19 protein-coding genes and 1 riboswitch are annotated in these 20,793 nt (G+C 68.7%); of the genes, 10 read left to right on the forward strand and 9 right to left on the reverse strand.

What is annotated here, in order from left to right; genetic code table 11:
* Positions 1–11: 11 nt before the first annotated feature.
* From cobG to ACWIGM_RS28440, 6 genes are read right to left on the reverse strand one after another with little or no spacing between them, the layout of a single operon-like run.
* Complete coding sequence (gene cobG, locus ACWIGM_RS28415; RefSeq protein WP_454029321.1) at positions 12–1,295, reverse strand: precorrin-3B synthase; 1,284 nt, start codon at positions 1,293–1,295, stop codon at positions 12–14.
* Positions 1,292–4,831, reverse strand: a complete 3,540-nt coding sequence (cobN, locus tag ACWIGM_RS28420) for a cobaltochelatase subunit CobN (RefSeq protein ID WP_454029322.1) — start codon at positions 4,829–4,831, stop codon at positions 1,292–1,294. Before cobN ends, cobG begins: the two co-directional genes overlap by 4 nt.
* 4 nt (positions 4,832–4,835) lie before the next feature.
* Positions 4,836–5,885, reverse strand: coding sequence for a cobalamin biosynthesis protein CobW (gene cobW, locus ACWIGM_RS28425; protein WP_454029323.1), 1,050 nt, complete (start codon positions 5,883–5,885; stop codon positions 4,836–4,838).
* Positions 5,882–6,307, reverse strand: coding sequence for a DUF1636 family protein (locus ACWIGM_RS28430; RefSeq protein ID WP_454029324.1), 426 nt, complete (start codon positions 6,305–6,307; stop codon positions 5,882–5,884). The genes cobW and ACWIGM_RS28430 overlap by 4 nt, the downstream gene beginning before the upstream one ends.
* Positions 6,308–6,355: 48 nt before the next feature.
* Positions 6,356–7,111 (reverse strand): CbtA family protein, encoded by a 756-nt coding sequence (locus tag ACWIGM_RS28435; protein ID WP_454029325.1) that lies wholly within the window; start codon positions 7,109–7,111, stop codon positions 6,356–6,358.
* A gap of 10 nt (positions 7,112–7,121) precedes the next feature.
* On the reverse strand, positions 7,122–7,295 hold the full coding sequence (locus tag ACWIGM_RS28440; protein ID WP_082613285.1) for a CbtB domain-containing protein: 174 nt from the start codon (positions 7,293–7,295) through the stop codon (positions 7,122–7,124).
* Between the two features lie 35 nt (positions 7,296–7,330).
* Positions 7,331–7,510: riboswitch (cobalamin riboswitch) on the reverse strand.
* Positions 7,511–7,565: 55 nt separating this feature from the next.
* Between ACWIGM_RS28440 and cobU the strand changes: the two genes are divergently transcribed.
* Entirely contained in the window at positions 7,566–8,078 is a 513-nt protein-coding gene (gene cobU / locus ACWIGM_RS28445) for a bifunctional adenosylcobinamide kinase/adenosylcobinamide-phosphate guanylyltransferase (RefSeq protein WP_454029326.1), read from the forward strand.
* A 4-nt stretch (positions 8,079–8,082) separates the two neighbouring features.
* Complete coding sequence (gene cobO, locus ACWIGM_RS28450) at positions 8,083–8,694, forward strand: cob(I)yrinic acid a,c-diamide adenosyltransferase (protein ID WP_454029327.1); 612 nt, start codon at positions 8,083–8,085, stop codon at positions 8,692–8,694.
* Here the strand turns inward: cobO and cbiB are convergent.
* Complete coding sequence (gene cbiB / locus ACWIGM_RS28455; RefSeq protein ID WP_454029328.1) at positions 8,691–9,671, reverse strand: adenosylcobinamide-phosphate synthase CbiB; 981 nt, start codon at positions 9,669–9,671, stop codon at positions 8,691–8,693. The two genes, cobO and cbiB, sit on opposite strands and share 4 nt — an antisense overlap.
* Between cbiB and cobD the strand changes: the two genes are divergently transcribed.
* Together cobD and ACWIGM_RS28465 are read left to right on the forward strand one after the other, a co-directional pair.
* Positions 9,670–10,674 carry a threonine-phosphate decarboxylase CobD gene (gene cobD, locus ACWIGM_RS28460; protein ID WP_454029329.1) on the forward strand — a complete coding sequence of 335 codons (1,005 nt, stop codon included), beginning with the start codon at positions 9,670–9,672 and terminating at the stop codon, positions 10,672–10,674. The two genes, cbiB and cobD, sit on opposite strands and share 2 nt — an antisense overlap.
* A 105-nt stretch (positions 10,675–10,779) precedes the next feature.
* Entirely contained in the window at positions 10,780–11,751 is a 972-nt protein-coding gene (locus tag ACWIGM_RS28465; protein ID WP_454029330.1) for a D-2-hydroxyacid dehydrogenase, read from the forward strand.
* Between the two features lie 116 nt (positions 11,752–11,867).
* On the opposite strand, the gene ACWIGM_RS28470 is transcribed toward ACWIGM_RS28465, so the two are convergent.
* On the reverse strand, positions 11,868–12,842 hold the full coding sequence (locus ACWIGM_RS28470; protein ID WP_454029331.1) for an alpha/beta fold hydrolase: 975 nt from the start codon (positions 12,840–12,842) through the stop codon (positions 11,868–11,870).
* Between the two features lie 122 nt (positions 12,843–12,964).
* Here ACWIGM_RS28470 and ACWIGM_RS28475 point away from each other — a divergent pair, with 122 nt between their 5' ends.
* A complete protein-coding gene (locus ACWIGM_RS28475) occupies positions 12,965–13,879 on the forward strand; it encodes a LysR family transcriptional regulator (RefSeq protein ID WP_454029332.1) in 915 nt (304 codons plus the stop codon).
* A gap of 28 nt (positions 13,880–13,907) precedes the next feature.
* On the opposite strand, the gene ACWIGM_RS28480 is transcribed toward ACWIGM_RS28475, so the two are convergent.
* On the reverse strand, positions 13,908–14,900 hold the full coding sequence (locus tag ACWIGM_RS28480) for a hypothetical protein (protein ID WP_454029333.1): 993 nt from the start codon (positions 14,898–14,900) through the stop codon (positions 13,908–13,910).
* Positions 14,901–15,194: 294 nt separating this feature from the next.
* On the opposite strand from ACWIGM_RS28480, the gene ACWIGM_RS28485 reads away from it, so the two are divergent.
* From ACWIGM_RS28485 to ACWIGM_RS28505, 5 genes are all read left to right on the forward strand, one after another.
* Positions 15,195–15,830 (forward strand): OmpA family protein, encoded by a 636-nt coding sequence (locus ACWIGM_RS28485; RefSeq protein ID WP_454029334.1) that lies wholly within the window; start codon positions 15,195–15,197, stop codon positions 15,828–15,830.
* Between the two features lie 47 nt (positions 15,831–15,877).
* A complete protein-coding gene (locus ACWIGM_RS28490) occupies positions 15,878–16,825 on the forward strand; it encodes a hypothetical protein (protein ID WP_454029335.1) in 948 nt (315 codons plus the stop codon).
* Positions 16,826–17,011: 186 nt separating this feature from the next.
* Positions 17,012–18,568 carry a hypothetical protein gene (locus tag ACWIGM_RS28495; protein ID WP_454029336.1) on the forward strand — a complete coding sequence of 519 codons (1,557 nt, stop codon included), beginning with the start codon at positions 17,012–17,014 and terminating at the stop codon, positions 18,566–18,568.
* Complete coding sequence (locus ACWIGM_RS28500; protein WP_454029337.1) at positions 18,565–19,122, forward strand: hypothetical protein; 558 nt, start codon at positions 18,565–18,567, stop codon at positions 19,120–19,122. Before ACWIGM_RS28495 ends, ACWIGM_RS28500 begins: the two co-directional genes overlap by 4 nt.
* A 69-nt stretch (positions 19,123–19,191) precedes the next feature.
* A complete protein-coding gene (locus ACWIGM_RS28505) occupies positions 19,192–20,703 on the forward strand; it encodes a hypothetical protein (RefSeq protein ID WP_454029338.1) in 1,512 nt (503 codons plus the stop codon).
* The last annotated feature ends 90 nt before the right edge of the window (positions 20,704–20,793 follow it).

Here is a 20,793-nt window from a genome sequence, read left to right on the forward strand (position 1 = left end):
CCAACCTGCTTCTAGTGGCGCGCCGCTTCCAGGCGCGCGCGGATGTCCTGACCCGGTTCGAGCCGGCGCACAAGTTCCGTCAGCGAAAGATGGGCGATCGCGGTGTCGTTGGTCCCGCCGGCGAGGATCACGTCATAGCGCCCGTCGCGGCCGACCAGCGTGAGGTCGGCGTTGCCGGGATGGGCACAGGACTTGGCGCAGCCGGAGACGTGGAGACGGAGGCCGTCGGCGAGGAGCGGCGCGATCGCTTGTGCGAGGACCGCGGCATCGGCCAGCGTCGTTGCTTCGCCGCGCGAGCAGGCAGGCGCACCGGCGCAGGCCGAAACCGCCAGGCGCTGATCGTCCGCCTCGACGATCAGGCCTTCGCTGCGCAACGCTTCCTGCAAGACACGGGCTGCGTCGGCTGGGAGGCCGCAGAAGGCGAGGCCACGCCAGGGCGATACTCTGATCTCTTCGATATTGGCGGTGTTGGCGAGGTCGGCGATCCGGCGAAGGCCTTTTGCATCGGTCCGGCCAAAAGGCAGGCTGGCCAGCACGGCAATCGTGTTCTCTTGTTCGACGACGAGGCCGACGGCGGCAGGCTTGGGCCGGCCGGGTGGCGTCGCCATCGGCCTGAGTCCGCAAGACGCGGCCAGCGTAATGAGCTGGTCCGGCTTAAGATCGCGCATGCGACGAATTTGTCCTGAGCCCTGCCTGCTCACGGCGGCGAAGCCGTCGAGCAAACGGGCGGTCAGTGTTGGTGTCTTCCCAGGCGCAACGGGCCCGAACCAGTGGCCGCCCGAAAAGGCGAATGCGACCGCATCGGCCGCGAAGGCTTGCAGCTTGAGATCGGCCGCGAAGCCATCGAGCGCCAATGTGCCGCCGCCATCCACTATGATCAAGAACTTCGCCGGCAGGCCGACGACGTTGCGCCCGGCACGCTCGACTGCCTCAGCCAGAGCGGCGGCGTCGAGCAGTTCGTCAGCCGCCCGGCCGGCGAGCGGGGACGACAGCACCAGCCGGTTCGGGCCGTCGCCCTCGGCTTCGTCGACGAGGCCCGCTTCGAGCAGATCCTCGACCAGCGCCGGATGCGCCTCCTCGCGAATGCCGCGCAATTGCAGATTGCCACGTCCGGAAATCTCGATCTGGCCGTTGCCGTGGCGGCTCGCCAATTCGGCGACATAAGCGAGCTGGTCCGGCGTCAGCGCATTGTGCGGCGGATGCAGGCGCACCAGCAACCCGTCGCCGGTCGGCATCGGCCGCAAGGTGCCGGGGCACCAGCCGCGCCGCATCGCCTCGCGAGCCGGGGCGCTCATTCCGCCGCCGCCCGGCCCGAGAGCATCGCTGCCGAGTTCGATCGGCTTGTCCAGAGCCCACGCTCCTGCGCTTCGGAGAGGCGGGAGCGGATCGAGGCGGCGGCTGGCGCATTCGCCTGCTCCAGCGCCTGCCAGATGGCGGGATCGCCGCAATAGGCCTGGAACACCGCGTCGAAAAGGCCGTCCGAGACGGCATCTGTAGCAGCCGCATAGACGAAGAGCGCATCGACCGCCTCCGCCAGCTCTGCCGCGCCGCGCCAGCCATGGGCGAGATGGCTCGCGATCCAGCGGGGATGACAAAGCCGGCCATGGACGATGCGCGAGACGTCCTCGGCCAGCGTCCTCGCCTTCGGCTTCTGCGGATCGGAGGTGTCGAGGCTGTAGAGCGCCGCCTTGCCGCCTTCAGCTTGCATCGCCGCGACGAAGCCGCCGATCACGTCGGCGGCGCTGGTCGCTTCCAATATGTCGCGGCCGGCGGTGTCGCTGACATGGACGAAGGCCTCAGCCTCCTTGACCCGGGCGGTGAAGCTGTCGTCGGGCGAGGCTGTGCCATCCGGCCCGCCATAGGCGTGGCTGGTGGCAGCGAGATAGGCCTCGCCCAGTTCGGCGCGCGCCTGCCAGTCGCCGTCGAGCGCCCGGTTGGCCATGGCGGCACCATAGCGGCCGGGCGCCGCGCCGAAGATGCGCGCTCCTGCCTCGCCGCGGCGGTGGGCTGCGGCGGGCTCGTTCCACTCATCCGGTTCGTCGAGCGCGGCGACGGCGCGCGCGGCTGAATCGAGCAGAGCGATCTGCGCCGGGAAGGTGTCTCGGAAGGCGCCGGAGATGCGGATGGTGACGTCGGCGCGCGGCGCAGCGAGCTTGGCCTGTGGGATGATCGCAAAGCCGGTGACGCGGGTCGAGCCATGGTCCCAGAGCGGTTCGGCCCCCATCAGGTGCAGGGCATGGGCGATGTCCTCGCCGCCCGAGCGCAAGGTCGGCGAGGCCCAGAGATCCATGACGATCCGGCGCGGATAGTCGCCCTCGTCCTGGAGGTGGCGGGCGATCACGGCCTCGGCAGCCTTGGCGCCGAGCCTGGCGGCCGAGCGGGTCGGCAGGGCGCGCGGGTCGAGCGTCGAGAGATTGCGCCCGCTCGGCAGCACATCGGGCCGGCCGCGATGCGGCGCGCCGGCCGGGCCCGGCGGCACAAAGCCGGCATCGAGCGCCTTCAGCAGGTTGTTTCGCTCGTTCACGGCGGAGGCCGGGTCAGCGTCGGAATGCCCGAAGACATGGAGCCCGTCGCGAAAGGCGGTCTCGGCGAGGTCGCAGAGATGAGCGTCGAGTGCCGCAAGCGCGCTCGCCATGTCCTGATCAGGCGTGACGCCGCTCGCTGCGGCGAGGCCGGTGCGCTCCGCCCGGTCGAGAATCTCGCGCGCCACCAGCTCGGCCCGGCGTGGGTCGAGCACCTGCGCCTGCGAGTATTCCTCGACGAGGTCGCGCAGCAGTGCCGCCTCGCCGGCGGTATCTTGGCTCGCCAGCGGCGGCGGCAGATGGCCGAGCGTCAGGGCCGAGAGCCGGCGCTTGGCCGGCGCCGCCTCGCCGGGATCATCGACGACATAAGGGTAGATCACCGGCAGCGCGCCGACCGCGAGCCGCGGCCAGCAGGCAGCCGAGAGCGCCACGGCCTTGCCGGGCAGCCATTCGGTCGTGCCATGGGTGCCCAGATGGATCAGCGCATCGGCGCCGAATACCTCGCGCAGGCCGAGATAGAAGGCGAGATAGGCATGGCCCGGCGGCGCGTCGGGATCGTGATAGCGCGCCTTGCGATCGGGCGAGGCATCGCGCGGCGGCTGCAGCGCGATGGCGAGCTTGCCGAAACGTACGAGCCGGAAATGGAAAGCCTCGCCGCCGCAGGTGGGGTCGGTTTCGGGTTGGCCCTGGCTTGCGATGAGGGCTTCGCGCGCAGCGGCCGGGATGCTGGCGAGCCAGGCGCGGTAGCTGGCGAGCGGGACGGTGAAGTCAGCCGGGCCTTCGGTGAGTGCCTGCATCAATTTCCAGCCCTCATCCTGAGGAGCGGCCGAAGGCCGCGTCTCGAAGGATGCTCCAGAGCGTGCGGGGTCATCCTTCGAGACGCCGCTGCGCGGCTCCTCATGATGAGGGCTGTTAGGGGTGGCGGCGTTGCCGCCGACATCATAACCCGCCCCACCCAGCAACTCCCGGATAGCCAGCGCGCTCGCTGGCGTGTCGAGGCCGACGGCGAAGCCGGCACGGCCGCCGCGGGCGGGATAGTCGGACATCACCAGCACGAGCTGCCGCTCGCCACGCGGCTTGCTGCCGAGCGCGACCCAGTTCGCTGCGAGGTCGGCGAGAGCGGCGATGCAATCGGCATCCGGTGTGAGCCGCCGCAATGTCAGGCTGGTTGCCGGATCGGCGATCTCCTCCTTGAAGGCGACAGGGATGGCTCCCAGCCTTCCGTCGAACTCCGGCAGCGCCGCCTGCATGGTAAGGTCGGCGGCGGAGAGCCCGCGCGGCGATGCCTCCCAGGCCTCGCGCACGCTGCCGACCGGCACGGCCTGCAGGATCGGGCAATCGGCAGCGTCGAGCACGAAGCCGTCGCCGTCGCGAGCCGAGAAGGCGGTGGTGGTGACGATCAGGGCCGGCTTGCGCGTCGCTATCAACGCGGCGAGCTCGGCCGCAACGCTTGCGTCCTTCAAGCTGGTCAGAGCGAGCGGGAGTGGGCTGAGGTCGCACTCGGCGAGAGCTGACGCGATAGCCTCGACCATCGCCGTGTCTCCGGCAGCGACGCCGGAGCGGTAGACGAGGATGGGAACGAGCGAGGTGTCGGCCGGCAGGGCGGAGAGTGCTTCCCGCCAAGGCAGGGGCGCGGCGTTTGGGCCGAGGGCGAAGAGCGTTGGGAGTGCAACTGGCGCAAGGTCGCGCCGGCCCTCATCCCCCTGCCGGGACCTTCTCCCCCGGAGGGAGAAGGAGGCTGACGCAGCCGCCTCGCCTTTCGTTGGCTGATCCTTCTCCTCTCGGGGGAAAAGGTGGCCCAGCGCAGCCGGGTCGGATGAGGGCAGCGCGGCGAGATAGCCGTCGACCCGCGCCAGCAACCGCCGCATGTTCTCGGCACCACCACCGGCATGGAAATGGCCGAGCAGGTCTGCAGCGAACTCCGATGGCACTGTGCCATATCCGGCGAGCCGCTCGTCCGCCCGGTCATCGCCCGGCAAGACCGCCAGAGCGACGCCATGCTGCCGGCAGGCGGCGGCGATCTGCTCCACGCCGTAACGGAGATAGTCGAGCCCGCCGAGGCAGCGCAGCAGCACGAAGCGCGAGCTGGCGAGGGTCTTCTCGATCAGCAGGTCGATCGAGAGCGGGTGCTTGAAGCGCCGGAGCGGCACGAGGCGCAAGGTCAGCCCGCTATCGGGCGCGGCCGCCGCCAGTGCCGAGAGGTCGCTGTCGCTGAAGGAGAGGACGACGAGGTCTCCCGGCGGCAAAGCGAGGTCGACGGCGTCTTCGCCGTCGTCGAGCCTCACTTCGCTGGTCGGGAGAAGATGCATCGCATCAGCCGGCGAGCGCCGCTTCCACGGCGGCGCGGTCGAAGCCCTTGAGGCCGATCACCACGAGCCGGCCGTCGCGCGGCTCATTGGCGCCCCAGGCCCGGTCGTAGTGGTGGCCAACGCGCCGGCCGACGCCCTGCACCACGAGCCGCATCGGCTTGCCGGGAATGCCGGCAAAACCCTTGAGGCGCAGCACGCCCTCGGCCTCGGCCGCCTTGGCGACACGGGCGACGAGTTCCTCCGGCGAGCCGGCCTGCGGCAGCGGCAGCGCGACGCTGTCGAAATCGTCGTGGTCGTGATCCTCGCCCTCGCCGTGATGCGAGGGACGCGCCGCCAGATCGGCTTCGGCTGCGGCTCCCAGCCCGATGATCAGCGCCGGCTCGACCTTGCCATGGGCGGTCTCGACCACCTTGATCGCCTTGGGCAGGTGCTGGGCGATCTCGGCCTTGACGCGCTCGCGCCCTTCGGCGTCGACGAGGTCGCTCTTGTTGAGCAGGATCAAGTCGGCGCAGAGGATCTGGTCCTCGAACACCTCCTCCAGCGGGTTGTCGTGATCGACCGCCTGGTCCTGCGCGGCCTGCGCCTTCAGCGCCTCGGGATCGTCGGCGAACTGGCCCTCGGCCACCGCCGGCCCGTCGACCACGGCGATGACGCCGTCGACGGTGACGCGCGAGCGGATCGCCGGCCAGTTGAAGGCCTTGACCAGCGGCTTCGGCAGAGCGAGGCCGGAGGTCTCGATCAGGATGTGCTGCGGCGGGTTTTCCCGGTTCAGCAGCTTTTCCAGCGCCGGCACGAAGTCGTCGGCGACGGTGCAGCAGATGCAACCGTTCGGCAGTTCGACGATGTCGTCCTGCGTGCAGCCTTCGATGCCGCAGCCGGCGATGAAGGAGCCGTCGAAGCCGAGATCGCCGAACTCGTTGACGAGAACGGCGAGGCGCTTGCCGCCGGCGTTCTCGAGCAGATGCCGGACGAGGGTGGTTTTGCCGGCGCCGAGGAAGCCGGTGATGATCGTGCACGGCACCTTGCCGAGCGTCGTGGTCTGGGGAGCGTTCATTCGTTTGATCCTTGTGTGCGCGGCAGGGGAGGCACGCGCGCGACCACGCCCTTGCGGAACGGAGCGGGTCTTTCTTTCCAGGGAACGATGCCGTTAGCGCTGGCGGCGAATTTCTCCGCCCCGCTGACGATCTCGTCGAGATGAAGACCGGCGTCGAGATCGCCGATCAGATAGGTCCACTTGCCCTCGGCCGCGAGCGCGATCGTGCAGGGCCGCTTGCAGACGGAGAGGCATTCGACCGGGATGACGGCGATGCCGCTGCCGGCCATGCGCTCGGAGAGCGCTGCCGCAAGGCCGATGCCGGGTTGGTCATAGCCTTCCGGCAGATCCTCGCGCTGGCGCCGGCAGACGGTGCAGACATGGATGGTGCAGCCCGGTTCCTGCCGGACTTGCGTCGCGAAAGCGAGATCGCCTTCGAGCATCAAAACGCCTCCTTGGGCTGGCGCGGCCGTGGTCGGCCGCGCGAGGCGTCAGGCGACCGCGGTGGCGGTGCTGCGGCGCGTGGCCCAAGGCCAGAGCACGCCGACGGCAAAGCCGGTGACGAGCCAGAGCGCGGCCTGGATGGCGAGCGAGAGCGCGGCGAAATGCGCGGCGATCTCGGCCGGCACCTTGCTCTCCGGCGCGGCCGGATGCGGCGCACCGATCAGATGCGGCAGCAGTAGCGCCAGTACGGCGAGCGCCCGCGCCCAGGAGGCTTCGACCCGCAGGAAGACGAAGAGCGCGCCGGCGGTGACCACCGCCGTGAGCAGCCACCAGAGCTGGCGGTGCTGCAGTTCGGCCGCGGCGGAGCCCGGCAATTCGGGCGCCAGCCCCATCGCCGGGGCGAGCCCGAAGGCGAGGAAGCCGCAGACGGCCCAGGCCAAGGCCCGGCGCTGGTCGATATGTTCGTTCGCGGCGATCATCCCGGCAAGAAGCAGGGCGGCGAAGCCGATCGCAGTACCGATCGTCACCAGGCTGGTTAAGGCGGTGCGCTGCAGGCCGTCCTGCGGCTTCCATTCATGCTCGCCGGTGTGCTCGGCCCCGGCTTTCGGGTCGTTATGCGCGAGCTGGATGCGGGCCTCGCCCGAGAACGCGGCCTGCACCGGCCCGCTCGGCGCACGCAAAGCCGCCTCATAGGTCTCGGCCTTGAGGATCAGCGGGGTGGTGGTGACGTGCTGGAGCGCCGAGATCAGCAGCCCAGCCAGAAGCCCGGCCAGAATGCTGACCGTGAGAACACGCGTGACCATGTGCTTCCCCTCAATGACAGGGAAAAGCGAGGCCGTGACGGGTGTCGTGCGCCGCGTTGTGGACAGTGGACGAGGCAGCGAAGCCGACGGTGTAGATCAGCACGAAGCCGAGGATCAGCGCGGCAGCGACGGCTTTCGCCCGCTCCGAAACGCTGGCCTGGCTGGTGACGGTAGCCGTATTCATCTGGTTCTCCTTGGCCACCCCACCGGCAGCCTGCTGGACGACATCGAAAGACGGCAGGTCTCCTGGCTCACGGCTTGGTGTCCTGCTCCGCCTTCCCGGGAAACCCAGTGGCCGATGGCGCAGGACGCGCCGCTTACAGTTGCGGGGGCAGCCGCGGTCCTTCACCGCGTTCCCTTTTCACCTCGTTGTCGAGGCACCGTCATCGACGATCATTAGCCACAGGCGCGGTGCTGTGCAATGCACGATGATCCTTGAAAGCGAATGGTAGACATGACCCTCCCTCCGCTCACCCTCGTCCTTGGCGGCGCCCGTTCCGGCAAGAGCCGTCATGCCGAGGCGCTGATCGAGGCTCTGCCGGCGCCCTGGACCTATATCGCCACCGCCCAGGCCTATGACGACGAGATGCGCGCCCGCATCGCCGAGCATCGCGCCAGGCGCTCGCGCGACTGGCTGACGGTCGATGCGCCGGTCGCGCTGCCCGAGGCGATCCGCAATGCGCGTGTCGGGCAACCCATCCTGGTTGACTGTCTGACGCTCTGGCTGACCAATCTGCTGCTGGCCGAGCGCGACATCGCGATCGCGACCGGCGAGCTCGTGGCGGCTTGCCGCGAGGCGAGTGCGCCGGTGGTACTGGTCTCCAACGAGGTCGGCCTCGGCATCGTGCCGGACAATGCGCTCGCCCGGCGCTTTCGCGACGAGGCCGGCCGCCTGCATCAGCGGCTTGCGGCGCAGGCCGGGCGCGTGGTCTTCATGGTCGCCGGATTGCCGATGCAGGTGAAGTGACGCGATGACGAACGAGGCCGAGGACGCCGCCCGCCACAAGGCGAAGATGGAAAAGCGCAAGGCGGTGCAGGACGCCAAGGTCGCCGGCAAGGCGCTGGAAAAGGGCCTGCTGATCGTCAACACCGGCCCGGGCAAGGGCAAGTCGACCGCCGCCTTCGGCCTGATCCTGCGCGCGCTCGGCCATGGCTGGCGCATCGGCGTCGTACAGTTCATCAAGGGCGCGTGGTCGACCGGCGAGCGCAAGGCGCTGGACGCCTTCGGCGACCAGGTCTCCTGGCATTCCATGGGCGAGGGCTTCACCTGGGAGACGCAGGACAAGGCCCGCGACATCGCCGCCGCGACGCGAGCGTTCGAGAAAGCCAGGGAGTTGATGGCGGATGAGAGCATCCGGCTCCTGGTGCTGGACGAGCTCAACATCGCCCTGCGCTACGATTACCTGCCGCTGGCCGAGGTGGTGGCGGTGCTGCAGGCCCGCCGACCCGACCTCCACATCGTCGTCACTGGCCGCAACGCCAAGCCGGAGCTGATCGAGGCCGCCGATCTGGTCACCGAGATGACGCTGGTGAAGCATCATTTCGCCGCCGGCGTGAAGGCGCAGGAGGGGATCGAGTTCTAGAGGGCGAGCGCAGCCGCGCTTCCAATTCCTGCCAGCCCCCAGAGCAGCAGGCAGGCGCGCCGGTAGAGGGCGAGCGCCCGTCGGATATCTGCGGCGGTTGCTTCCGCCCGGCCATCGCCCATCCAGCCATCCTCGACCCTGACCGCACCGTAGATGCGTGGGCCGGCCAATCGCAGGCCGAGGGCACCCGCCATCGCCGCTTCCGGCCAGCCGGCATTGGGCGAGCGGTGGCGTCCGGCATCACGGCGAACCGCGCGCCAGGCCGCGCCGGCATCGGCCTGCCGGTCGAGCGCCGCGGCGGCAGTCAGTAGCAAGGCGGTCAGCCGCGAAGCCGGCAGATTGACGAGATCGTCGAGCCGCGCCGCCGCCCAGCCGAAGGCGAGGTATCGCGGCGATTTGTGGCCGATCATCGAATCGGCGGTGTTGATCGCCTTGTAGAGCGCCCCGCCCGGCAGGCCGCCGAGGCCGAGCCAGAAGGCCGGCGCGACGATGCCGTCGGAAAAATTCTCGGAGAGGCTCTCGATCGCGGCGCGGGCGACGCCGGCTTTGTCGAGGCTCTCCGGATCACGACCAACGATCATCGCGACCGCCTCGCGCCCGCCGGTGAGGCCGCCTTGCTCCAGTCCCTCAGCGACGCGGGCGACATGCTCGTGCAGGCTGCGCTGGGCGAGCAGAGACGAGGCCAGGAATGCCAGTGGCAGCAGGGCGAACGGTGCAGCGAGGCGACAGAGCGCGACCAGCCCAAGCGAAACTGCGAGCGTCACCCCAAGCAGAATCAGGAGCGCAGCGACGCCGGCCATTCGCCGCATCGCGAAGCTCATGGCTTCGCGGTTGAGGCTGCGGTCCAGCCAGCCGATCAGCGCGCCGATCCAGGTGACGGGATGGCCGATCCATGCGAACAGGCGCGCCGGATAGCCGATCGCCGCCTCGATCAGGAGGGCGGCGAGGAGGAGCGGCAGGCTTGCGGAGAGCGACATGGCGGCTGGGGAGACGAAGGAAGCGATCTGGCATGGCGGCGATCTCGCCACGGCCCAGGCGCTGTTTCCGCAGGCGCCAAAACCCTGGATCGATCTCTCGACCGGTATCAACCCGATCCCCTATCCGCTTCCGGAGCTGCCGTTAAGCCTGTGGCAACGCCTGCCGGGCAAGGCGGAGGAGTCGGCGCTGCTGTCAGCGGCCCGCAAGGCCTACCGGATTCGCGCTGAAAGCGGCATCGTCGCGGCGCCCGGCACGCAGATCCTGATCGAATTGCTGCCGCGTCTGGTCCCGGCCGCGAATGTCGCCGTGCTTGGGCCGACCTATGGCGAGCATGCGCCGGCCTGGCGCAAGGCGGGAGCGACGGTGCGCGAGATCGATGATTTCGTCGAAGCCGGCGATGCCAATGTCGTCGTGCTGGTCAACCCGAACAATCCGGACGGGCGCATCGTTGCACAGGAAACGCTGGTCAGGCTGGCCGGTGCGCTCGCGGCGCAAGGCGGCCTGCTGGTGGTCGATGAGGCCTTTGCCGACTTTGCGCCCGAGATGAGCCTGTTGCCGATCCTGCCGAAGGGGGCGTTGGTGTTGCGCTCCTTCGGCAAGGCCTATGGGCTGGCGGGCCTCAGGCTCGGCTTCGCGGTCGGTGAGACGCACTTTACCGACGCCTTGCAGGTGATGCTCGGCCCCTGGGCCGTGGCGGGGCCAGCGCTGCATGTCGGAGCGGTCGCGCTCGGCGATGCGGAGTGGCTGTCGGCAGCAGGCGAGGCCCGCGCTGCCGACAGCAGGCGTCTCGATGATCTTCTCGTCCCGCTTGGCCGGATGATCGGCGGCACGGTGCTCTATCGTTTGCTTGAAACATCGCAGGCGCCGGACCTGTTCGAGCGGCTTGGCCGCGCCGGCATCTATGTCCGCCGCTTCCAGCACGATCGCTCGCGCCTGCGCTTCGGCTTGCCAGGGGACGAGATGGCCTGGGTGCGGTTGGCACGGGCGCTCGCGCCGGCCTGAGCCTTGCTGCGCGATCCCTGCAGCCGGCGCATGCGGGGGAGTGCGGGACGAAGCGGCGCCCCGACGCTATCGTCGGGCAATTCCAGCGATCCGGAGATAAGACGCATGCAGCCCTGGCCGAAGCAGTCCGCCCTCACCATCGGCTTCGCCCATGCGGCCTATCAACTGCGCGACGAGTATCTCGCTCGCAATGGCGCGGCGGCGAGCTTCGAGGTCCGGACCGTCGACGATCTCAAGGCCCGCGCGGCGGAGGCCGACGTCCTGGTTGTCTCCGGCCTCTGGCGCAACGAGATCCTGGATGGCTTGGGCAAGCTGCGCTTCATCCAGTCGATCAGCGCCGGCACCGACCAGTTCGACAAGCAGAAGCTGGCTGCGGCGGGCATCCCGCTCGCCAGCGCCCAGGGTGCCAACGAACGCGCCGTGGCTGAGCATGCGATCTCGCTGATCCTGGCGCTGGCGCGCCAGCTTCATCTCGCCCGCGACAACCAGGCGAAGGCATACTGGCGGCCGATGATCGGCGATCGCTCCCGCCGCGAGGATGAGCTCGGCGGCCGCACGCTGGTGATCGTCGGGCTCGGCCGCATCGGCCTCAGGCTCGCGGCGATCGCCTCGGCCTTCGGCATGCGCGTCATCGGCGTGCGCCGCCGGCCGGGCTCGGAGCCGAATGTCGAGCGGATCGTGCCGCCGTCTGATTTACACAAGGCGCTTGCCGAAGCTGATTTCGTTGCGCTGACCTGCCCACTGACGCCGGAGACGGAAGGGCTGATCGATGCCGCAGCACTCGCGGCGATGAAGCCTTCAGCCTATCTGATCAATGTCGCGCGTGGCCGCGTCGTCGACGAGCCGGCGCTGATCGCGGCGCTCGAGGCCGGCCGCATCGCCGGCGCCGGCATCGACTGCGTCTATGAGGAGCCGCTGCCGGCTGCCTCGCCGCTCTGGGGAATGCCGCAGGTGCTGCTGACGCCTCACAGCGCCGGCGAGACCCGCGCATACGAGAAAAACGTCATCGATGTCCTCATCGATAATCTCGGCCGGCTGGAGCGCGGCGAAGGCGAGTTGCTCAACCAGGTCGTCTGAACGACCAGCTAAGGCTCCGCCGTCATGCTCGCCCTTGTGGCGAGCATCCACGTCTTGAACACCAAGACGTGGATGGTCGGGACAAGCCCGACCATGACGGTGAGGTCGCTTCGTGTTTACGCCTTCAGCTTGCGGCCGAGGAAATCGCGGATCAGCGCTGCGATCTCCTCGCCCTTGTCCTCCAGCGCGAAATGGCCGCTGTCGATCAGGTTGAGCTCAGCTTCGGGCAGGTCGCGCAGATAGGCGCGGGCCCCTTCCGGCGGGAAGATGAAGTCGTTCTTGCCCCAGGCGATCAGCGTCGGCGGCTTGCGCTCGCGGAAGAAGGCGTGGAACTGCGGGTAGAGCTCGACATTGGTCCGGTAGTCCTTGAACAGGTCGAGATGGATCTCGCTGACGCCGGGCCGGTCGATCAGCATCTGGTCGATCAGCCAGCTGTCGGGGTCGACCAGGCTCTTGTCGGCGACGCCGTCGAGATATTGCGAGCGCGTCGCCTCCAGCGTCAGCCCGCCGCGCATCTTGTCGCGGCCGGCCGGCGTGTCATCGGCCCAATAGGCCTTCACCGGGATCCAGAAGTCGCGCAAGCCTTCTTCATAGGCGTTGCCATTCTGGGCGATCAGAGCCGTTACCTGGCCGGGGCGCTTCAGCGCCAGGCGGAAGCCGACCGGTGCGCCATAGTCCATCACATAGAGCGCGAAGCGATCGATCTTCAGCTGCGTCAGGAACGCGTCGATCAGCTCGGCGAAACGGGCAAAGCCATACTTGAAGCCCGTCCGGTCCGGCACTGCGCTGTGGCCGAAGCCGGGATAGTCCGGCGCGATTACCCGGTAGCGATCCGACAGCGCCGGGATGAGGTTGCGGAACATGCGCGAGGAGCTCGGGAAGCCGTGCAGCAGGAGCAGCACCGGCGCATCGGCCGGGCCGGCCTCACGGTAGAAGATCTCGATGCCGTCGATGCTGATGGTGCGGTGGTGCGTCGGCCGCGCCGGCGTCCGGGCTTCGGCGGGGACAGCAAGGCCGGTGAAGGCTCCGCCGGTCGCGGTCGCCGACAGGGCGACGAAGGCGTCGCGGCGGCTGAATGAATCCTGCGTCATCTGAAGGCTCCTTGCCTTGCCCGGCAGCGGCCGGCCGATTTCGTGACGCCAAGCTAGGGGCTGACGGAGCTCGGCAGAATGGCTATCAGGAGAAAGCTATTCTTCCAGAAAATGGAATGACGATGGATCGGTTGGAAGCGATGCGCGTCTTCGTCAGCGCGCTCGACGAGGGCAGCCTCGCTGCCGCGGCACGACGGCTCGGGCGCTCGGCGCCGGCGGTGACACGCGCCATCACCGCGCTCGAAGGCCATGTCGGGGCCCGGCTGCTCGACCGCACCACGCGGATGATCCGGCTCACCGAGGCGGGGGAACGCTATGCCGTCGCCTGTCGGCGGGTACTGTCCGATCTGGAGGAGGCCGAGCTGCAGGCGGCCGGCGAACGTGCTGCACCGCGTGGCCTCCTCACTTTGACCGCTCCGGTCGTCGCCGGCACGCGCCTGCTGCGCCCGTTGGTCGACGCTTTCCTCGATGAGCAGCCGCAGGTTCAGGTCAGGATGCTGCTGCTCGATCGCGTCGTCAGCCTGATCGACGAGGGCGTCGATCTCGCCTTGCGCATCGCGCATCTGCCGGATTCGAGCCTGATCGCGCTGCGCATCGGCAGCGTCCGGCATGTGGTCTGCGCTGCGCCATCCTATCTCGAGCGCCATGGTACGCCGCAGGAGCCGGGCGATCTCGCCGGCCATCGCTGCGTCGCGCAGATTCACGCGCTGGCGGGCGATCTCTGGAGCTTTCCGCCGATTTCGGAGGGCGGTCGACTACGTCAGGTCAGGGTGAAGCCGCGCCTGATGGCCAATTCGGTCGAAGCGGCGATCGCCTCTGCAGTCGAGGGGCGAGGGCTGGTGCGCCCGCTCTGCTATCAGGTCGCCGACGAGGTGCGCAGTGGCCGGCTGAGGCTGGTGCTGACCGATTGCGAGCCAGAGCCGCTGCCGGTCCATCTCGTCGCGCCGGAGGGCAGGCTCTCGGTCGCCAAGGTCCGCGCCTTCGCCGATTTCGCCTTGCCAAAGCTGAAGGCGCGCTTCGCCGAACGGGTCGGCTAGCGCGCCTGTTTCGTAGAGGCTCCGCTGCTTACCAGCGCGGGCGCGGACCGTAGCTGCCGTCGCAACCCACCAGCGGGCCGCCCGGATAGTAGTCGTCGATGATGATGTCCGGCATCTGGCAGCCGCCGCGGCTCGCGCTGCGGGAGATGCGGCGGCGCTGCTGGCCGTAATCGTCCGGCTCGGCCCAGACGGTGCGGCCGTCATAGCGCGGCTCCGCCCGGTCGAGGGTCGGCTTCTGGGCAGGGCGCGGCGCCTGGGCTGTGGCCTGGGTCCGCTGCGGGGCCTTTTCGGTGGCCTGCTGGCGCACCGGCGGCACGGGCGCCGCGGCGACGTCCGTCGCGTCCTTGCCGGCGACCTGCGAGGCCGGGACGACCACGTCCTCGGCAGTCGCACGCACCAACTTCTGGACGCCGGTATCGAGGGCGAGCGTGCGGAAGGAAGCGTCGCCGCAGCCGCCGCAGCGGGCCGGGTCGAGCGGAACGAGGTCGACGCGCGCCTTGCCATCGTCATTGGCCTGGCCCTCGCCGGTGGCGCGGGCGGCGATGACGACCTTGGCAGCGTCCTCGAGCTGCATCTCGATCAGCTGGGTGCGCAGAGCGCGAGCCCGGCGATAGTTGACGACTTCGTCGCCGCCCGAAACCAGGATGGCAAAAGGCGCGCCCTTGGGAGCGTTGCCGCGGAAGACGTCGCGCAATTGGGTGATGGCGCGGCGGGCATCGGAGGTGACCTCCCAGCTGCCGGGCGCGAACGGGATCTGGCGCGTTGTCATGATCTCGCGAGCCGCCTGGGCGACGCCGAACGAGACCGTGCGCGCGGAGAATTCCAGCTTCAGCGACTGCGGCCGCTCGGCAACCTTCGGCGCATCGGGGTTACCTCCACTGACCTGCGCCATCTGGGACGCGGGAGCGGTGTCGGCCTGGGCGAAAGCCGCACCGGACGAGACGATGAGCGCGAGCGCGGCGACGGCGAAACGCAGACGGTTGCTGCGCTGGCGGACGGTCTGATCGAGCTGGAAGCCCATGGCGGGTCTCCTCATGAACGGGTGTGCGCTGGGCGCGTTGTCAGGCCCTTGGCGGTCCTTGAGCCGGTTTCGCGAATGCCGGCGCAAAGGCGGCGCCTGAATGATGAACGCGCGCGCGTAGAAGGCCGGGCATTCATCCACTGTTCAGCAAAAAATGCAGCTCGCAGCGAAAATGCGGCAAACGGTGGCAAAGCTCGGGCAACGCCATTGCCGCGTCCCGTCTCGCCCGAGTCGGCCGTCGCATTGTCGAGGCTACAGGACTATGCGAAGAGAGGGTAAACAGGGGGTCTGGCTATGAAGAACGCAGATGAGCGCAAGGACAATAGCGAGCTTCCGCAGATGATGTCTCGTCGTGCGCTCGGTGGATTCGTCTTTTCGTTGCCGCTGCTGAGCGCTCTTCCTGCGCTGGCGCAGACCGATCAAGGGGCAACCAATATCCTGCGCTCGCTGGCGCCGCATGATCGGGTGCCGGGCCGCTCGAGCGGTGGCGGAAGTGGTGGCGGCAGGGTCGTGGTGCGCCGCGTCGCACCGGTGCCGCGTCGCGTCCACCCGCGCGGTTACGGCTCGGATGTCGTGATCGACCTGACCCGACGTGTCGAGGTCACGGTTTTCTTCGACAACGACTCGGCCTCGCTGCGCCGTGGCGCGGAAGCCACGTTGATGCGGCTTGCATTGGCGCTGCGCGATCCGATCCTGCTCGATCAGCGCTTCCTGATCGCCGGCCACACCAGCGCCGAAGGGGGCTACGACTACAATGTCGAGCTCTCGCAGGAGCGGGCTGCCGCGGTGCGCGACTGGCTGGTCTCCTATGGCGAGATCGCGCCAGGCCGCCTTGTCGCCCACGGCTTCGGCCCTGATATGCTGCGCAATCCGCGCAGCCCCTATTCGCCTGTCAATCGCCGCGTCGAGGTCATCGCCATCACCGGCTGAGTTCTACCGTCTTCCCGAAACAACCGCTCGCCTCAGGGGGCACCGTCATGGCTTTCTTCAAGCGTCTCATGCTCGGCTTCGCGTTGCTGATGTCCTTCGCAGCCGTCGCTCAGGCTCAATCGCCGAATTCCCGCATCAACCTCCTGGTGATGTCGGACGACGCCGATCCGGACACCGTTCCGCGCAACAACCGCATCTTCAACCGGGTTCAGCTCCAGCTCTCGGAGTATCTGAACACTCGTGGCTTCCAGGTCTATGACGAGACCAGCCTGGCGCTCGGCATCACCCAGACCGCCCGGGTCCGCCGCCGCGACGCCGAGCTGATCGAGATCGCACGCGCCGTCTCGACGCCGGTCGACGCCATGGTCGTCTACCAGATCTACGCTTCGGCCCGTCGCGCCGTCGCCGCCGACATCCGCTTCCCCGAGATCCGCATCGCCGGCCGCGTGCTCAATGTCCGCTCCGGCCAGTTCATCGCGGCCTTCGAGGTCGGAGGCTTCCAGCTGCCTGCCTTGCCGAACCCCTGCAGCGCCGAGTGCCTGCTCGAAACCGTCGGCAGCCAGTCGCGCATCCTCGCCGCCGATCTCGGCGCGGCGATCGCCCAGAAGCTCGAGGGCTTTGCCCGTCCGAGCGGTGGTGCGGCTGCCGCCGGCAAGGATGGTATCGTTCTCGGTGGTGGTGCTGGCGGTGCAGCGCCTGCCGTGGCCAATGCCGATGGCTGCAACAGCCTGCCGACCGACTTCGTGATCCAGCTACGCGACTTCACCGCCACGGAAGTCGACCGGGTTGAGAGCGAGTTCGTCCGCTGGGGTTGCTATCGCGCCCACCGCGCCACGCAGATGACCTCGACCTCGGCCGACTTCTTCTACAGCACGTCCGCCGACTCGGCCCGGTTGACCCGCAATTTCCGCCTGATGCTGGAGCTCGTCGGTCTGAACGGTCAGGTCACCTTCTCCGGCAACCGGCTGGTGGTCAGCAAGGTCGCCACGCGCTGATCGGATTGGACGGCCGGGTAACCATAAATTCCGGCCCGTTCTTGCAAAATTGCCGCCCGGTCGACACGGACCGGGCGGCTTGTTACTTTAATTATGGCAGCAATATGCGCCGGCCTGGCGCGAACGGAATGGGCAGGGGTTCCGTTCGCCGCAACTGAGCCGGTGTTCGATGCGGATATTTGAAAGATGGATTGGGGCATTGACCCGGCACGGGTCGCGGAGATCAGCACGATTGCGTCTTCGCGGCGGTTTTCCGCGCGGGATACCGAGAAGTTCGTTCTCGCGATCACGGGCGGCGGTTCGGAGAATGCCGACCTGCCGCTCTGGGACATGTTGCAGGTGCTGTTCTCGCTCGGCGCGCTGACGGCAAACCCGCGCATGCCGGCGCGCGATGCCGCGATCGGCTGCATGCTTGATGAAACCGGCATCCTGCTGCGGCCTTTGCGCCAGGAAGGACCGGTCCGCACGACCTTCGCCGGGGCCACCGTCGAAGCCTCGGCAGCCGAGGTTGTCCTGTCCTATGGCGGCAAGGGCGAGGCGAAGAGCCGCTCCTTCTCCTGGAGCAGGATCCGGCGCGCACTCGGCCTCGCCGATTTCCTGTTCGCGGCCGAAGCGGACGAGCGCTCGGAAGGCGGGCTCGTCGCGCTGCGCACCGCGCTCGATGCCGTCTTCGCGCTTGCCTCCTTCGATGAGGACGGCATGAAGCGCGCCGTCCAGGAGCCGGCTCGCTTCATGCGCGCCTGGCGCCGGCGCCATTTGCCCCTGCTCGCCTTCGCCGACCTGATCCGTCAGCGCGAGGCCTTCCTCAATGCCTCCGGCCGGCGCGAGCGGCAGCGCGAGTTCGATCCGGACGATCTAATCTCGCTCTGGAGCTTCGCCCTGCTGCACGGCGAGACCTGGAGCTTCGCCCGTTTCGCCGAGCGCTTCAGCGCGCTCGTCCGCGAGGAGCGCTCCAGCGTCGGCCGCCGCGACTTCATGGCGCCGGCCTCGATGGAAACGCTGATGGCACGTCAGCCCTCCGAGAACCCCGAGGAAGCCCTGATCGCCTGGCTCGACCATCAGGCGATCCTCGGCGAGCTCGAAATGGACGAGCCGGAGGAGGACGATGAGCCTGAGGAGGAGGACGAGGACGGCGTCGTGCGTGAGCGCGTCTATGCCGCGCTGATGCGCCTGCCGACCGAGCCGAAATTCCTCAACAAGGAAGAGCGCGAAGCGATCGGCCGGGCGCTCGCCATCCTGCCGCTCGCCCATGAGCAGCCCCTGACGCTGGTCCGCTCTCGCGCCGTCGCGCCCTGGGAGAACCGGCTGGTCGAGGCGAGCCGCCGCATCGCCGGCTCCAATCGCGGCCAGGTCGACCAGAGCCCGGAGGCGTTCGATTATGCCGGCATCGGCGCGGCGCTCGCCGCGCTGGGCAAGCGGCTCGACGAATTGCTGCTGATCGGCAATGCCCTCGAGGCGATCGAGGGGCCGCAGAGCGAGGCAGCAACGGCCGAGGGACAGAAGCTGCTCAGGCGCTGGCGTCATGATCGTGCCAGCTTCCGGATCGAGGATGCGAAACTGGCGCTGATCTTCGCAAGGCATGGGGGAGCACTGAGAACGGTCGCAGCAGCCCTGCACCGGATCAACAGGCAACAGAAGCGCTTCGGAGAAACGACGGACCTGGTCGCCCAGGCCGCCAGCGACGAGGCGCGGTTCACCGACGTCTTCTCGCAGCGCTATCAAGGGCGATCGAAACGGCCATGACAGACTTCCTCAACCAGGTTCCGATCGAGGACGACCCGCGTGTCGGCCGCGCCACGGCTCGCCTGGTCCTCGCGGAAATCGCGAGCGCCGAGCCGGAAGAGGCTGCGGCTGCGAGCATCAGCCGCGCTGACCTCTGGGCGCATGCCCGCCGTGTCCGCGGCGAGCCGGTCAACTTCGCGGCCGAGCGTGCCATCCGTACCGACCCGGAGGCTGCGCGGCTTTATCGCCGCTTGCTCTCCTTCCAGGCCGTGGCGCGTAGCGAATTGGCGGCCGCGGCCTATGACAGCAGCGCGACTCATCGTCGTATCGGCTCGTTCGAGCTCGACGTGATCGAGGAGGACGATGCGCCGCCGGCCCTGGTCATCCAGTGCCTGTCGGAGACCGACCCGGCCCCGACCATGATCGAGGTCGTCTCGATCGAGGGCGTGGTCCGTCTGCCGCTGCCGGCGCCGGTCGACAAGCACATCGTCATCGATCTGCCGCGCCAGGACGCCGAGCGCGACCTCTTGCGATTGATGCTCGCCAACCCGCTCGCGGGCGTTTATCTGCTCTAAGGTCGGGAGCGCAGCGGAAAGCTGCGCTTTTGCCCGGCATAAGGGACGGCAGGGCCTGCGAGAAAGATGATGGCGGGAGATCAGAACGTCAGGCGCTCCGGTGTCTTCGTCGTCGTGCCGACGACCGACCAGCCGATCATCCTGAAGAAGCTCGCCTGGTCGGCGCGCGTGCCGGTTTCGCGTGTCGTGCTGGCGACCGAGAGCTCCGAGGTCTGCGAGCCCTGGAGCACGCAGTACAGCAATCTGCTGCGCCCGGGCGAGCCGTTGCGCCAGATTCTCGGCCTGCCCGATGGCGGCAGCTATCGCCTCGCTGCGTCCGGCTCGATCGACCAGGGCAAGAGCTGGATGGTGCCAACGCTCGCGGCCCATTGCGCGCTCGCTCATGGCGAGGCGGTGACGCACAAGGCCGCCGAGGCCAAGCTCGTGATCTGGGGCACCGGTGCGATCGACCTTTCCGTCGCCGATACGGCGAGCGAGGCGCGCGTCACCCGGCAGGAATACCACCTCACCACCAAGCTCGACCGCTGCCGCCACCTCTTCGCCGACGCCGAGCATGGCGCGACGCCGGTGCTGGCGCTGGTGCCGCATGGCGAGGAGGCTGACCGCGCCGTCGCGATCCTCGGTAAGATTCTCGGTGGTCAGCCGCATCATATCGTGGTGGTCTCTTCCCTCGCGGACATCGCTGCGCCGATCGACCTTTTCCTGCGCAGCGGCTCCTTCGAACCGCAGGCCGCGGCGTCCGCGCCGGAGCGGCCGGCCGCACCGGGATCGTCTTCGATGGCCCTGAAACCGTTCGAGCCCAAGACTACCGAACAGCCGCCTCAGCCGCAGCCCGCGCAAGCAGGCGCATCGCAGCCGGAGCAGACCCTCGTTCAGCCGCGCCCCGCCGGGGACGAGCACTCGATCGCCGATGTGCTGAAGAGCCCGCAGGCGCCACGGCCACGCCGCGCGGTGCTCGGCGACAAGCCGGCTTCGAGCTCTCCCTCGTCCCGTCTGCCGTTGATCGCCGCCTCGGCGGTGGTACTGCTCGCCGGCGCTGCCGGTGCCGGCTGGTACCTGACGCGCGGTCCTGCGACCGAGGACCCCTATCAGGTGCCGCCGACGCTGACCCAGCCCGGGACCAGCGGGACGACGCAGCCGCCCAACGCCCAGCAGAACAGCACTCGGCAGAACGCAACGGCGCCCTCGCTGGGACAGCAAAGCGCCGGCGCCCAAGGCGGCCCTGCCGTCATGTCAGGTTCCGCTCTGGCGCGGCTGGTTACCCTGTCGCCACCGGCCGGCAGCACCTGCGAGGCTCAGATCTACGAGCTCCGCCCGCGCTACAGCGAGGCTTCGGTCGATGTCGGCGAGATGGCGAGCGTCGCGATCGATGGCCAGGATATCTGCGGACTGGCGCTCGACCCGGTCGCGCCGGCCAAGGCGAAGTTCCAGAACGGGACCGGCCCGGCCGTCGTCGCCTCCAAGTCGACGCCGACCCGCGTGGTCTTCAATCCCAATGCGATCCGCAGCGGCATCACGGCCTTCCCTGTGATCCAGGTCGAAGAGCCCAAGGCACTCTCGATCCAGATCCTGCGACGCTAAGTCGGCCCAGCCGTCATGCTCGGGCTTGGCCCGAGCATCTCAGGCCGGATGAGCTCTGGAACCACCGTCGTCCCTTCACCAGATTCTCGG

The organism is Allobosea sp. NPDC055332 (assembly GCF_053645455.1).